The sequence below is a fragment of the Halogeometricum sp. CBA1124 genome, from assembly GCF_009741955.1.
In the GTDB taxonomy this organism is placed as follows: Archaea; Halobacteriota; Halobacteria; order Halobacteriales; family Haloferacaceae; genus Halogeometricum; species Halogeometricum rufum.
On record NZ_WPCD01000090.1, the window covers coordinates 1 to 13,602 of the forward strand.

13 protein-coding genes and 4 pseudogenes are annotated in these 13,602 nt (G+C 67.7%); 11 read left to right on the top strand and 6 right to left on the bottom strand.

Annotated elements, in window-relative coordinates:
- Positions 1-473: pseudogene (locus tag GJ632_RS11895) on the top strand (AAA family ATPase); the annotation flags it as partial.
- 101 nt (positions 474-574) lie between these two features.
- Here the strand turns inward: GJ632_RS11895 and GJ632_RS24760 are convergent.
- The gene (locus GJ632_RS24760; RefSeq protein ID WP_255473563.1) at positions 575-700 is read right to left on the bottom strand and encodes a hypothetical protein; all 126 of its coding nucleotides are present in this window, start codon (positions 698-700) and stop codon (positions 575-577) included.
- 61 nt (positions 701-761) lie between these two features.
- Positions 762-3,616, bottom strand: a pseudogene (locus GJ632_RS11905) (PAS domain-containing protein).
- 167 nt (positions 3,617-3,783) lie between these two features.
- Between GJ632_RS11905 and nth the strand changes: the two are divergent.
- Complete coding sequence (gene nth / locus GJ632_RS11910; RefSeq protein WP_089805324.1) at positions 3,784-4,467, top strand: endonuclease III; 684 nt, start codon at positions 3,784-3,786, stop codon at positions 4,465-4,467.
- Between the two features lie 96 nt (positions 4,468-4,563).
- Here nth and GJ632_RS11915 read toward each other — a convergent pair whose 3' ends face one another.
- Positions 4,564-5,043 carry a hypothetical protein gene (locus GJ632_RS11915; protein WP_089805320.1) on the bottom strand — a complete coding sequence of 160 codons (480 nt, stop codon included), beginning with the start codon at positions 5,041-5,043 and terminating at the stop codon, positions 4,564-4,566.
- 123 nt (positions 5,044-5,166) lie between these two features.
- On the opposite strand from GJ632_RS11915, the pseudogene GJ632_RS11920 reads away from it, so the two are divergent.
- The 8 genes and pseudogenes from GJ632_RS11920 (at position 5,167) to GJ632_RS11955 (ending at position 10,004) form a co-directional block, all read left to right on the top strand.
- Positions 5,167-6,004: pseudogene (locus tag GJ632_RS11920) on the top strand (hypothetical protein).
- A 93-nt stretch (positions 6,005-6,097) separates the two neighbouring features.
- Entirely contained in the window at positions 6,098-6,751 is a 654-nt protein-coding gene (locus GJ632_RS11925) for a plastocyanin/azurin family copper-binding protein (protein WP_191453033.1), read from the top strand.
- On the top strand, positions 6,751-7,137 hold the full coding sequence (locus tag GJ632_RS11930; protein ID WP_089805315.1) for a hypothetical protein: 387 nt from the start codon (positions 6,751-6,753) through the stop codon (positions 7,135-7,137). The genes GJ632_RS11925 and GJ632_RS11930 overlap by 1 nt, the downstream gene beginning before the upstream one ends.
- 2 nt (positions 7,138-7,139) lie before the next feature.
- Positions 7,140-7,934, top strand: a complete 795-nt coding sequence (locus GJ632_RS11935) for a cytochrome bc complex cytochrome b subunit (protein ID WP_191453034.1) — start codon at positions 7,140-7,142, stop codon at positions 7,932-7,934.
- Positions 7,935-7,941: 7 nt separating this feature from the next.
- The gene (locus GJ632_RS11940; protein WP_191453035.1) at positions 7,942-8,706 is read left to right on the top strand and encodes a cytochrome bc complex cytochrome b subunit; all 765 of its coding nucleotides are present in this window, start codon (positions 7,942-7,944) and stop codon (positions 8,704-8,706) included.
- A gap of 72 nt (positions 8,707-8,778) precedes the next feature.
- Positions 8,779-9,159 (top strand): hypothetical protein, encoded by a 381-nt coding sequence (locus GJ632_RS11945; protein ID WP_191453036.1) that lies wholly within the window; start codon positions 8,779-8,781, stop codon positions 9,157-9,159.
- A 2-nt stretch (positions 9,160-9,161) separates the two neighbouring features.
- Positions 9,162-9,430, top strand: a pseudogene (locus GJ632_RS11950) (hypothetical protein).
- Between the two features lie 127 nt (positions 9,431-9,557).
- Positions 9,558-10,004 carry a hypothetical protein gene (locus GJ632_RS11955; protein ID WP_191453037.1) on the top strand — a complete coding sequence of 149 codons (447 nt, stop codon included), beginning with the start codon at positions 9,558-9,560 and terminating at the stop codon, positions 10,002-10,004.
- Positions 10,005-10,153: 149 nt separating this feature from the next.
- On the opposite strand, the gene GJ632_RS23730 is transcribed toward GJ632_RS11955, so the two are convergent.
- The 3 genes from GJ632_RS23730 to GJ632_RS11965 all read right to left on the bottom strand — a co-directional run bounded on the left by GJ632_RS23730 (position 10,154) and on the right by GJ632_RS11965 (position 12,307).
- A complete protein-coding gene (locus tag GJ632_RS23730) occupies positions 10,154-10,531 on the bottom strand; it encodes a hypothetical protein (protein ID WP_231751521.1) in 378 nt (125 codons plus the stop codon).
- 5 nt (positions 10,532-10,536) lie between these two features.
- Positions 10,537-10,902 (bottom strand): hypothetical protein, encoded by a 366-nt coding sequence (locus GJ632_RS23735; protein WP_231751522.1) that lies wholly within the window; start codon positions 10,900-10,902, stop codon positions 10,537-10,539.
- 97 nt (positions 10,903-10,999) lie between these two features.
- Positions 11,000-12,307, bottom strand: coding sequence for a M28 family peptidase (locus tag GJ632_RS11965; protein WP_191453038.1), 1,308 nt, complete (start codon positions 12,305-12,307; stop codon positions 11,000-11,002).
- A gap of 147 nt (positions 12,308-12,454) precedes the next feature.
- Between GJ632_RS11965 and GJ632_RS11970 the strand changes: the two genes are divergently transcribed.
- Positions 12,455-13,602: thiolase domain-containing protein (locus GJ632_RS11970; RefSeq protein ID WP_191453039.1), on the top strand; the 1,148-nt coding region annotated here is incomplete at its 3' end.

Here is a 13,602-nt window from a genome sequence, read left to right on the forward strand (position 1 = left end):
CGATAGACGCCATCCGCCCTCCAAGCGCACGGACTCGAAGACGGTCCGGCGACGCCGAGGTCCAGCGGACGATGATGCAACTGCTCAGCGAGATGGACGGCTTCGAGGAACGCGGCGACATCCGCATCATCGCGGCGACGAACCGCTTCGACATGCTCGACCCCGCCATCCTCCGGCCGGGCCGGTTCGACCGCCTCATCGAGGTGCCCAAGCCCGATTCCGAGGGTCGCGAGATAATCTTCCAGATTCACACGCGCAACATGAACGTCGACGACGACGTTGACTTCGCGCAACTCGCCGAGATGGCCGACGAAGCCTCCGGTGCCGACGTGAAGGCCATCTGCACGGAGGCCGGCATGTTCGCCATCCGCGACGACCGCACGGAGATATACATGACCGACTTCGTCTCCGCGTGGGAGAAGATTCAGGCCGAGGCGGACGAGGATGGCGACGTCTCGCGCGCCTTCGCGTAACCACCAGTTCGGACGGTTCGATTTTCACGCGCTCGATGTCCCCGAAGCGGCGCGGCCGTCAGAGCGTGACCGGCGACGAGTCGCGGCCCCGTGACCGCCCGCTACAGGGCGACGGCGACGAGGTACGGAACCACGAACAGCGCCACGAACAGGACGACGAGGAGGACGCCGTAGCCGGCGGCGGTGGCGAGGCCGGTGCGCCACGGGGCCGCGTCGATGTCTATCATGCCGCTTCGGTTTCGGGGCCGGCGACTTAATCCATACGCCTCGGCGGGCGTCGGCTACGCCCTACGACGCCGACGCGTCGCCGTCCGCGCGGGGGAGCGTGACGACGAACTTCGTCCCCGTGGGCGTCAGGTTCTCGGCGCTCACGTCGCCGCCGTACGCTTCGACTATCTCGCGGACGAGGTGGAGCCCGAACCGGTGCCCGGGCTGTCGAACCCCTTTGCCCCCTTGTCGAACAGTTTCGCCTCCATGTCGGGCGCGACGCCCGGCCCGTTGTCGGCGACGGTCAGCGTCGCCGTCTCCTCGTCGGCGTCGACGGCGACGGTCACCTCCGGCGTCGGTTTGTCGTTGTGCTGGACGGCGTTGACGAGGAGGTTCTCGACCACCTCCTCGAGCAGTTCGTTCGCCGCGACGGCGACGTCCCGCGGCATCTCGGCGTCGAACTCGGCGTCGGGGAACATCTCGCGGGCGGCCACCAGTTCGCGCTCGACGACGTCGTTCAGCGAGACGGGTTCGAGGTCCAGTTCGCCCCGGTCGGCGATGGCCGTCATCAGCGACCGAATCGTCTCGACGAGCTGAACCATCGACTCCGTTCGGTTGCGCGCCGTCCGCAAGTGCTCGGCGGCGTCGCCCTCGACCTCTCCTTCGAGGAACGCCAGACGCGCTTCGACGACGTTGAGGCTGTTGAGGAGGTTGTGACGGATGAGGCGGTTCATCAGCTCCAGCCGCTCGCGTTCGCGTTCGAGCTCCTCCTCGTGCCGGACGCGTTCGGTGACGTCCTGCGAGAGCGACATCGCCGCGCGAATCTCCTCGCCGTCGCGGACCGGAACCGCCCGGTACTCGTACACCTTCCCGTCGTACGCCAGCGTGACCGTCGTCGTCTCGCCGTCGAGCGCCGCTTCGAGCGCTTCGCGCATCCGTTCGCGGACGTCAGCCGAGAGGTAGGACAGTTCGCTGACGTGTGAACCCTCTATCGCCTCGGTGTCGACGCCGAGGTCGTCGAAGTTCGACCCCGCCGCGAGGACGTAGCGCAGGTCCCTGTCGACGAGCGTCACCGACCCGTTCGGGACGTTCTCCGCGAGGGTGCGATAGCGGCGTTCGCTCTCGCGCAGTCGCCTGTCGCGCTCGACGGACCGGAGCGCGTGGCCGACGATAGTCCCGAGTCGGGAGAGCGTCGTCCGTTCCTCCTCGCCGAACGCGGCGGGTCGCTCGGAGTAGACGTTCAGGACGCCGTACTGCGTGCCCTGGAACGCGATGGGGATGGCCGCCGAGGAACGGTAGCGGTGGTCGCGGGTGTGTTCCCGCCACCCCGCGTAGTTCGCGTTCTCCCGCACGTCCTGAACCACCTGCGTCTCGCCAGTGAGTAGCGCTTGCGCCGTCGGGCCGGACCGCCCCGGTTCCTCGTCGAGGCGGAGCGAGAGCTTCGACGCGTAGTTCTCCACGCCCGCCTCCGCGCGCGAGAGGACTTCGCCACCCGACTCGTCCGCCTCGCCGATCCACGCGAACACGTAGGAATCCGAAGCGGCCAGTTCCTCGCAGACGAGGCGCTCTATCTCCTCGCGGCTGGACTCTTTGACCACCGACTCCGAGATCTGCTGGGCGAGCGAGTTCAGGTCGTTGAGCGCCGCCAGTCGGTTCCGCTGTGCGTGCAGTTCGCGTTCGGTCTCCCGGCGTTCGATGGCGCTGGCGAGGATGTTGGCGACGCTCTGGACGAAGTCCACGTCGTACTCGTCGAACGACCGTCGCTCGGTGTCGTGAGTCCCGAGGATGCCCCACGGGTTCGCCGCGGGGCCGATGATGGTGCTGATGCCGCTCCGCACGTCGTGTTCGACGAGCAGGTCCGGCCCGGAGAACCGGTCCTCCGCGGGGAGGTCTTCGACGACCACGGGTTCGGCCGACCGGAGCGTGTACCCCGCCTGCGACCCCGCGTCGTTCGGCACCGTGGCTTCGCCCGCGTACCCCGGTTTCCACCCGACGCCCGAGCGCAGGAGCAGTTCCTCGCCGTTCGGGTCGAGGTCCAACACCTTGCAGTACTCGTTACCGAGCGTCTCGGCGACGGCTTCGGTCGCCCTGTCGAACAGGTCGTCCAGCGGCGGGTTCTCCAGCGCCATGCGCCCGAGGTTCGCGACGACGTCCTGCTGACGCGACCGCTTCTCCAGTTCGCGCCGACGCTCGACCTGGTCGGTGACGTTCTGCGAGATGGCGAGTCCGGCGATGACGTCGCCGTCCTCTCCCCGGACGGGCACGGTTCTGACGGTCCGGACCTGTCCGTCGAGCGTGTGGACGAACGTTCGTCGCTCGCCGTCGAGGGCGGCGCGATAGTGCGGTTCCACCCGTTCGGCCACCTCCGGGTCCACTCCCTCGAACAGGGTCATCCCCTCCAGTCGGTCGGCCTCGATGGAGTCCAGGTCGTCGGCGTCGCCGCCCACGACGAGGAATCGCAGGTCCTCGTCGAACAGCGCGACGGCTCCGTTCGGGACGTTCTCCACGAGCGTCCGGTGCCGCCGTTGCGTCTCCAGCAGTTCCCGTTCGCGCTCTTTCGCCTCGGTCACGTCGCGAAAGTACACCGAGAGGCCGGTCTCCGAGGGGTAGGCGTTGACCTCGAACCAACTCTCCAGCGGTTCGTAGTAGAAGTCGCAGGTGACCGACTCCTGCGTCTCCATCGCCTCGTGGTACTGCTCCCACAGCGGACTCTCCCTCGCCTCGGGGAACGCCTCCCAGACCGACTGGCCGAGCAGTTCGTCCTCCGACCGCCGGAGGAACTCCTCGGCCCGTTCGTTCACGTACCTGATGCGCCACTCGTCGTCGAGCGCGTAGAAGCCGTCGGAGACGCGTTCGAGAATCTCCGCCGGTTCGGAGACGATTCTCTCGCCCTCGCCGACGGGGAGGTCCTCTTCTCCGGATGAACCGGATTCCATGTGGACGCGTACGTAGCGGAGACGTAAGTTTGTGCCACCCGTGGCCGAGGGTCGGACCGGCGACGGGTCGCGGCCCCGTTCGGGGGCGAGGGACGGACAGACGGACGAGTTCGTGCGGACCGCACCGAACCCGAACCACTCAACACGAGACGCGCGAACGACCGTGTATGGGAACGCCACTGGACTCCAGAGAGGCGCAGGTTCGGGAGATTCTCGACCGACTGTACGAGGAGTACCCCGACACGACCATCTCGCTCGACTTCTCGACCCGACTGGAACTGCTCGTCGCCGTCGTCCTGTCGGCGCAGTGTACCGACGAGCGAGTGAACGAGGTCACGGCGGACCTGTTCGAGAAGTACCGGACGCCCGAGGACTACGCCGAGGCGGACGTCGACGAACTGGCCGAGGACATCTACGGCATCACCTTCCACAACAACAAGGCCGGCTACCTGCAGTCCACCGGGCGGACGCTGGTCGAGGAACACGACGGCGAGGTGCCGGACACGATGAGCGAACTCACCGCCCTCTCGGGCGTCGGGCGGAAGACGGCGAACGTCGTCCTCCAACACGGCCACGACGTGGTCGAGGGCATCGTCGTCGACACGCACGTCCGACGCCTCTCGCGTCGCCTCGGCATCACCGAGGAGGAGGCCCCCGAGAAGATAGAGACGGACCTGATGCCCGTCGTCCCCGAAGACGACTGGCAGCAGTTCACGCACCTGCTCATCAGCCACGGCCGGGCCGTCTGCGACGCGCGCAACCCCGACTGCGGGGACTGCGTGCTGGAGGACGTCTGTCCGTCTTCCAAACTGGACCACGACGTCGACCTTGCCAGCGGCGAAGCGTGGTGACGACGCGGTGCGGGACGACGGCGCGGTGCGGGACGATGGCGCGGTGAGGGACTGTGGTGTCGTCGTGAGGGTCGGTGACGCGGCGGCGACGACGCGTCAGAACACGTACGCCGACGCGTACTGGTAGATGCCGAGGAACCAGGCGAGAATCCAGAACAGCACGTAGCCGAACACGCCGATGCGGAGGCGGCCGCGCCACGCGCCCATGTTCTCGTGCAGGTCGTCCAGGTCCACGTCCTTGTCGGGGTCGTGGTAGAGGTCGGCGTTGCGCTTGGCCTGGAAGATGCGGACGATGCCCGTGAGTGCGAACACGAGCATCGCGTACGCCTGAAGACCGAGGACCGCGTGGAGCGCGGAGAGCCCGCCGAGTTGCGAGAGGAGGCGCGGCGCCATCCAGAAGACGACGGGGACGGTGTTGAGGACGAGGCCGGGGACGATGAACTTGAGGTGGTAGACGAGAACGTCCCACGTCACCGTCTCGGCGTCTATCATTATCCACGCACCGTAGATGTAGAAGGGGAAACTGGCCGTGACCATCAACGCCGCACCCGTCGCGATGGCCGACTCGGATACCATCGGTGAGAGTTAGGAGTCGAGCGGCCTAAATGGCCCGACTCCGGCGCGGCGAACGAGGGTCGATAGCAGGACCGAAGCGCGCACGTCGGAGGGCTTAACAGCGTCGCGGGCGAATTTCCCCCGATGGCCGACGCCTCGGACGGACGCGCCGAACGCCGGACGGACCCCGAAGACCCCGAGGACGCCGAACTCGACGCACTGCGCCGGGAAGTCGAAGAGAAGTACGACTTCGACGACTTCGGACCGGCGGAGATGGCGGAGATGACCGCCGAAGAGTGGGAGGCGGCGTTCGACCCCGACTCGTGGGTCGTCGGCGAAGAACTCCTCGCGCGCGTGGAGAAGGAACTGAGAACCGCGTCGCCCGCCGGGAGATATTCGGCGTGGTCGAACGCGTCAGCGTCGAGGGCGAACCGCACGTCCTCGTCTACTCCGACGAGGGGTACGCGCTGGTCTCGGCGGACGGCGACATCGAGGGCGAGGGCACCGTCTACCGCGACGTGCAACCGACGCTCGTCCTCTGCTCGATGGACGACTTCGAGGTGGCCGACCCGCCCGAGAACTTCGCGCTCCCGGACCCCGACGCCGTGTCCGAGGGGTCGAGCGAACTCGGCAACACGATGCTGCAGATAATCGCCGCCGGACAGATCATCGGCGGTCTGGTGCTGCTGGGTCTGTGGCTGTTCACCGGCCTCATCCCGTTCGCCTCGAACGGGGAGTTGAACATCGTCCCGCCCGTCGCGGCGGCGTTCTTCCTCCTCATCGGCTTCTTCCTGTTCCTCGTCGTCGCCACGCCCGCCTCTCCGACCGGTTCCGCTCGGAGGAGTACCGGAATCGACTCCGCGCGCTCCGGGAGGGCGGACGCCCGGACTTCGTTCCGATAGACGACGCGTCTGGTACGCCGCTCGAATCCAGCGAGGGTGACGGCGACGCCCCGAGCGACGGGCGTCTCGGCGGCACCTGACGCCGCGGGCCGCCGTCCCCCGAGACGGCGTCATCGGGCGATGAGGGGGGAAGTCGGTGGGTTTAAGCGCGTTCCATCCTGAGAAAATTCTGTATGAAAAGGCGGGACTTTCTGAGAGCGGCAAGCGTCCCTGCCGCCACCGCGACGGCATCTGCCGCCGCCGGAGTCGGGGTCGCCCAAGAGACGGGCACTTCGACGTCGGACGGGACTGGCACCGCCACGGGAACGAGTACAGGAACAGGTACCGGGACGGGCGGCAGCGGAGGCGGCGGTGGCAGCGGCGTCACCGAGACCGTCGAGGTCGGCCCGGGCGGGTCGCTGGTGTACGCGCCCGGCACCGAAGAGCCGTTGGAGATCGCACCGGGAACGACGGTGGAGTTCGTCTGGGAGTCCGACAACCACAACATCGTCGTCGACAGCCAGCCCGAGGACGCCGGCTGGGAGGGGCACGAGCCCATCGAGAACACCGGGTTCACCTACTCGCACACCTTCGAGACGTTGGGCGAGTACGCCTTCCACTGCACGCCGCACCAGTCGGCGGGCATGGTCGGCACCATCATCGTCACCGAGAACCCCGGCGGTGGAGAGGGCGGCGGCGAGAAGGAACTCGAGGAACTCGGCGTCCCGATTCAGGCCCACTGGGTCGGCGCCGCGACCATCCTCGGCATCATCGTCACCGCCATCTTCACGTTCTACATCTTGAAGTATGGTGAGTCCCCACACACGGGTACGGGGAGGAACGGATAATGTCGTCGAGTGGCAGCACCTACGGTGACATCCACCGGTACGAACCGGCGCGGGAGAGCACGGCGGCAGCTATCGCCATCGTGCTCCTGACCATCATCGAAGTCGTCTTCGTGTTCCTGTTCAGTTACGGGCTGGTCTCCGGATGGGGCCTGTCCGACACCGGGAACATGTTCCTCGGCGCCATCCTCGCGGTCATCTTCGTGGACCTCGCGTTCATCCTCGCGCTGTACCGCAAGGAGTTCCTCCCGGACGTGGTCATCGTGAAGAAGCGTCGTCGGAAGTGGGAAGACCTCTACGTCCGTGAGGAGGACGTCGACGGCACCGAACTCGGGACCGGTGCGTGGGACCAGGTCAAACGCGCCGTCTACCCGTACTACAAGAGATAACAATGAGTCTAGAACGAAAAGACGAACACGACCACAAGGGCTGGATGAAGGAGAAGGACCTCACGCCGGTGGAGTCCACGTTCCTCACGACGCTCATCTGGCTCGACAAGCGGCTTCGCATCGTCGACTATCTGGAACTGATGGAGACCCTCTACTACCGGGTCAACCTCCAGATGCCGAAGAGTCACACCGAACAGTACAACCTCGACAACAAGTTCTGGTACTGGTACCCGCTGTACACGCTGGGACTGTTCTCGACGCTCTCGTACGTCGTCGCCGCCATCAGCGGCGCGTTACTGGGGTTCTACTACTCCCCGGCGACCACCGGCGACCCCTCGACGGCGTACAACTCCATCGAGTTCATCATGACCGAACTCCAGTTCGGGTTCATGCTCCGGTCCATCCACCGGTGGTCCGCGCAGGTGATGGTCGCCGCCGTGTTCCTCCACATGCTCCGAGTGTACTTCACCGGAGCGTACAAGGAACCGCGCGAACTCAACTGGCTGCTCGGCATCATCCTCATCAGCCTGACGATGGTGTTCGGGTACACCGGCTACCTCCTACCGTGGGACCAGCTCGCCTACTGGGCGGGTCAGATCGGGGTCGAGATGGCGCTGTCCATCCCCCTCATCGGCGAGTGGGCGGCACAGCTCCTATTCGGCGGGTTCTCGTTGAGCCAGGCGACGTTGCAGCGGATGTACATCATCCACGTCTTCCTGCTGCCGTTCGTCGTGACCACGCTCATCGCCATCCACATCGGCATCGTGTGGGTGCAGGGCATCGCGGAACCACACTGATAGAACAATGACGGAAACAGACCCAACCGACGACGAGATTCAGACCGACGGCAGTGGCATCGTCGCGCCGGACGACGAGACGCCGACGTGGCGCGAGCGCAAGGAGCGCTCCGTCGGCCTCTCCCGCCTCACGTACGAGTACTTCGAGCGCTCCCGGCGCGAAGACCAGGACCTGCGGCAGGAGTCCGACTACGTCGAACGCGACGTGCTCGCGTTCCCGACGTGGCCGCACGAGATAATCCGGAACCTCGCCATCACGAGCTTCTTCGTGGGGATGATCCTGTTCCTCTCGGCGACGCTCCCGCCGCACATCGGCCCGCCCGCGAACCCGAGTTCGACGCCGGCCATCATCCTGCCCGACTGGTACCTCTACTGGTCGTTCGGCCTGCTCAAGCTGGGTCCGCTGAACCCCGAACTGAGCATCCTCGGCGGAACCAAGCTGCTGGCCGACCGCACGTACGGCGTCGTGGCGAACATCATCGTCGTCGGCATCATCGCGATGGTGCCGTTCCTCAACAAGGGGAGCGCGCGACGACCGGTCGAGGAACCGTTCTGGGCCGCCGTCGGCGTCGGCGGCGTCCTGTTCGCGTTCACCATCAGCATCCTCGCCGTCAAGAACCTCTACCCCGGGAACGTCGACACGCTGTTCGACCTGACGTTCCTCGCGCCCATCGTCGGCGGCGTCGTCACCTACGCGGTGCTGAAGACGATGCGCGAGGGGTACATGTACGACCTGAACCGCCGGTACTACCGCCTCCGGCCGCCGAAGTGAGCCGCTGACCGGTCGCGGACGCGACGCCGGCACACGGAAAAGCCCTTTTCCTTCCCACCCTAACTCTCGCCGATGACCGACGGAGACGGGACGACGGGCGCCGAATCTACACAGCGAGACGGCACGGAGCGCGGCCGGCGCGACGTCGTCGTCCCGATGCGACTCTACAAGACCGTGACGGTGTTCTCGACGCTCATCGCCGTCGTCAGCGTCGTCTTCGGGTTCATGCTCCTCGACGCGGCGACGCTGAACGTGAGCTTCCTCGGGTCCATCGTCACCGGTGGCCTCTCCGTGCTCGGCGTCTCCATCGCGGACGGCGTCGTGAGTACCGCCCTCGCTATCGTCGGCCTCGCCGTCATCGGATTCGGCGCGGGCGTGTACACGCTCGGAACGCGGTTCCGCGCTCGCGGAATGGGAAAGTCTCAAGAGGACTCCGACGAAGACTCAGAATAACAATGGCTGACGAGTTCATCAAGGGACTCGGTATCTTCACCGCCGCCGGACTCGGCTGATGGTGCTCGCGGGCTGGTACCGAACGAGCAGTTTCGAGACGAGCAGACAGCTCATCGAGCCGGTCACCTCGGGCGGTACCCTGTTCGACTCTATCGGCGTCCTCCTGATGGACGGGCTGTTCTGGTTCGCCCTCCTCGGCGCGCTCACGTTCTGGGTTCTCATCCCCGTCTTCCGACAGACCCGCGAAGCGCTCAGAGAGCGGCGCGCGTAGACGGACCGCGACTTCTTCGCCGGTCGCTCGCCGGCCGTGTTCTCTCGCCGACCGACAGCCCCGCCGCCGCCCCAGACGGCGCGTCGGATTGGAAAAACTCTAATGAGTCCTACACCGAGGGTGAAGTATGCAACCGTTACAGTTCCTCGTTCCGCTCGACGCGCTGGAGGCCGTCGAACCGGTGCTCAAGTACGTCATCTTGGGCCTCGTCCTCGTCAACATCGTGACGCGTCTGCTCGCGCACCGCTCGCACGTCAAGCAGGTCAGAGACGACGACGACGAGGCGCTCTCGCGGTACCTCCCGCACACGGCCTCGACGCTGTTGCTCGTGTTCGCGTCGTTCGCGCTGTTGCTCCTCGAACCCCACGCGGGCACGGTGCTGTCCGTCCTCGTGCTGGGTCTGTTCCTCGCCGACGTCTTCGAGTTCGAGTCGCGTCAGGTCGAGGCGCGCTCGAAGTCGCTCGACCTCGAACGACCCAAGGCGGCGCTGGGCGCGTCCGTCCTCGTCCTCATGTACGCCGCGTACCAGAGCCTGTTCTTCCTCGTCGCGGACTACTGGAACCTCGTCGTCTGAACGGCCGCCCCCTCTTCTCGCTCTCTCGCTTCGAACTCTCAGCGCGTCCGACGCCGCCTCGAACGAGTCCGGCGTCGTCGCCCCGTCCGAACTCGCGTCGCGAGGCTCGCCAGACGACGCAATCGTGACGACTCGGTTCTGAGCGACGGCTACGCGGCGTCGGTCGCTCGCTCGGTCAGTCGCAGGAACGGTCGCGTGCCGTCGGCCGCGAGTTCGACGACCGCGTGCGGGGGCACGTCGGCGACGGCTTCGTCGTCGAGGATGAGCGAGACGTCCGTCTCGTCGCGTTCGACGGAGAGCGTGACGGGGAGTTGCCGCACCCACGAGTCCGGGAGGGTCGTGTACGGCGCGATGGGGACGGCGACGACGCCCGTCTCGGGGGCGAGAATCGGCCCGCCGGCGGCGTGCGCGTAGCCGGTACTGCCGAGGGGCGTCGCGACGACGACGCCGTCGGCGCGGAACGTCCCGACGTGTTCCGCGGGCGTCGAGACGGCGTACTCGGAGATGCGCGCCGGTTCGTCCGTCATCAGCGTCACGTCCGCGAGCGCGGATCCGACGAGGGCACGTCGACGGTGACCGTGAGGAGCGGGTGTTCGACCGTTCGCGTCGCTCCCGTCCGGAGCGCTCTGACCGCCGCGGCGACGTCCGCGCGGGAGAGCGACCGGCCGACGCCGCAGGCGACGGGGAGAATCGGCGCGGGAGGGACCTCGTCGGCGAACGCGAACAGCGACGGTTCGCCCACCGCGAGGACGGCGTCGGCGTCGGACGCGTCCGCGGCGGGCGTCCCGCCGTCGCTCCCGTCGACCACGACGCCGCCGGCCGCCGTCACGGACTCGGCGACTGCGCTCGCGTCCGCGTCGTCGCCGCGAACGACGACGACGGGTGCGTCGCCGCTCACACTCCGGGCCCCCGGTTCCCGCGCTCACACATGGGGCGGGGGTACGCTCGGGGCGGTAAAAGACCCGGCGGTTCACCGCCGCCGGCCGATTCCGCCGTCAGTAGGGCCAGTCGCCCGTTATCTTCATCCCCGCCGCGAGGTCCTCGTCCTCCAGCGCTTCGATGATCTCCGCCTCCGCCTTGTGGTGGGTCTCCGTGTCCGCGTCGGCGAGCGTCACGACGAGTTCGGCGAGCAGAATCGCCTGTTCGCGGAGGTTCCGCACCTCCAGTTTGTCGAACGTGTCGGCGAACGTGTGCCCCCACCCGCGGCCGCGCCCCTCCGTCTCGCAGGAGACCATGTAGCCCGGCACGCCCCACTGGACGAACGGCCAGTGGTCGCTGTGCGGGACCAGGTCGGGGACGACGGAGACGGGGTGGTCGAACCGGTCAGCGACCGACTCGGCCGCCGCTTCGAGTTCGTCGAAGCCGTGGGTGTTGAACTTCAGCGTCCGACCGAAGACGACGCCGTCGCTGTTGACGACCGCCTTGACGTGTTCCCTGTCGTCGCCGAGGCGGTCCGCCTCGTGCTCAGAGCCGACGAGGCCGACCTCCTCCGCGCCGAAGGCGACGAAGCGGACGCGCGTGTCGAGTTCGTCCTCGCGTTCGGCGAGGACGCGCGCGAGTTCGACCACCATCGCGGTGCCCGACCCGTTGTCCCACGCGCCCTCGGCGATGTCGTGCGCGTCGAGGTGGCTGGTGACGAGGAGTTCCTCCTCGGTGTCGGGGCCGAGTTCGGCGTGGACGTTGCCGCTGTCGGCGTCCGGCGTCTCGCAGTCGACCTCGACGCTCACCTCCTCGCCCTCGAAGCGGCGGACGAGACGGGCCCCGACCTCCTTGCTGACGCCGACGGCGGGGATGTCGCCGACGGGGGCGTCCTCGGTGCCGACGCTCCCCGTCGGCGGCAGACAGCCCTCGACGTGGTTGGCGAAGACGAACGCCTCGGCGCCGGCCTCCACGGCGTGGTAGTACTTCTCGCGGCGGTGGATGAACCGCTCGTAGTGGTCGGGGACGGTCGAGGACACCATCACCACCTTCCCCGACAGGTCCTCTTCGAAGTCCTCGGGGAGGCCGTAGCCGAGGTCCACGAACTCCCCGGTGGCCGCGTCGGACGGACTGCGCGGGAGGGCGATGCAGTCCTGCGTCGTCTCGCCCGCGTACAGGCGACTGTCGCCGCGTTCCCACCCCTGAATCTCGAAGGGGTCGATGCGGGCGTCGCGCGCGCCCGCCCGTTCGAGTGCGTCGCGGGTCAGTTCCATCGCCTCGCGTTCGCCCGGCGACCCGGCCATCCGGTCGCCGACGTCCACGAGGGACTCGAGGTGGTTCCATCCGAAGTCGCTGGTGAACGTCTCGCCGATCCAGTCTGTCATACCCCTATCTCTCGCGTCCGCTCACTGAACGTTACGGTGCCCCCCGCGGGCCGCCGGATTCGTCGCTCGCGACCCGGCGTCCCGGTCGGGCGTCGAAACCCACCGATTCCGGCACCTTCATACGCCTCTTTACCCGTACAATTATCCATGAACTACGTACGAATCGCCGGCGTCGGCCTCACCCCGTTCGGGCGACAGCCCGAGCGAACGGGCCGCGACCTGTTCGCAGAGGCCGCTCTCGCGGCGCGCGAGGAGGCCGGTGTCGCGCGCGACGCGTACGAGGCCCTCCACTACGGCAACTTCATGGGGTCGCTCGCGGAGCGACAGGGCCATCAGGGACCGCTGATGGCGGAGGCTGCCGGTCTGGACTGTCCCGCGACCCGACACGAGTCGGCGTGCGCCTCGGCCGGCGTGGCGGTCAGACAGGCCGTCCACGCCATCCGCGCGGGCGAACACGACGTGGTCCTCGCCGGCGGGATGGAGCGCATGACGAACCTCCCGACGACCGAAGTCACCGAGTCGCTGGCCATCGCCGCCGACGAACTGTTCGAGGTGCGGGCGGGGATGACGTTCCCCGGGGCGTACGCCCTGATGGCTCGGGCGTACTTCGAGGAGTACGGCGGCTCCCGCGAGGACTTGGCGCACGTCGCGGTGAAGAACCACGCGAACGCCGTCCCGAACGAGTACGCGCAGTACCGCCGCGAGATAACCGTCGCGGAGGCGATGGAGAGCCAACCCGTCGCGACGCCTCTCCACCTGTTCGACGCCTGCCCCATCACCGACGGCGCGAGCGCCGTCGTCCTCGTCAGCGACGACTACGCCGAGGAGCACGGACTGGACGCGCCCGTCGCCGTCACCGGCAGCGGACAGGGCGGCGACAACCTCGCCCTGCAGGACCGCGACGCCCTCGCGCGGACGCCCGCCGCGGACGCGGCGGCCGAGGCGGCCTACGCGGACGCCGGCGTCGCCCCCGACGACGTGGACGTCGCCGAAGTGCACGACTGCTTCACCATCGCCGAGGTGATGGCGCTGGAGTCGCTCGGCCTGTTCGAGGAGGGCGAGGCCATCTCTGCGGCCCGCGAAGGGGAGACGACTCGGGACGGCGACCTGCCGGTCAACCTCTCGGGCGGTCTGAAGGCGAAGGGCCACCCGGTCGGCGCCACCGGCGGCGCGCAGATCGTCGAGATGACGAAACTGCTCCGCGGCGACCACGCCAACAGCGACGCGCTGTCGGACCCGCGCGTCGGCGTCACCCACAACGCGGGCGGCACCGTCGCCAGCGCCGTCGTCCACGT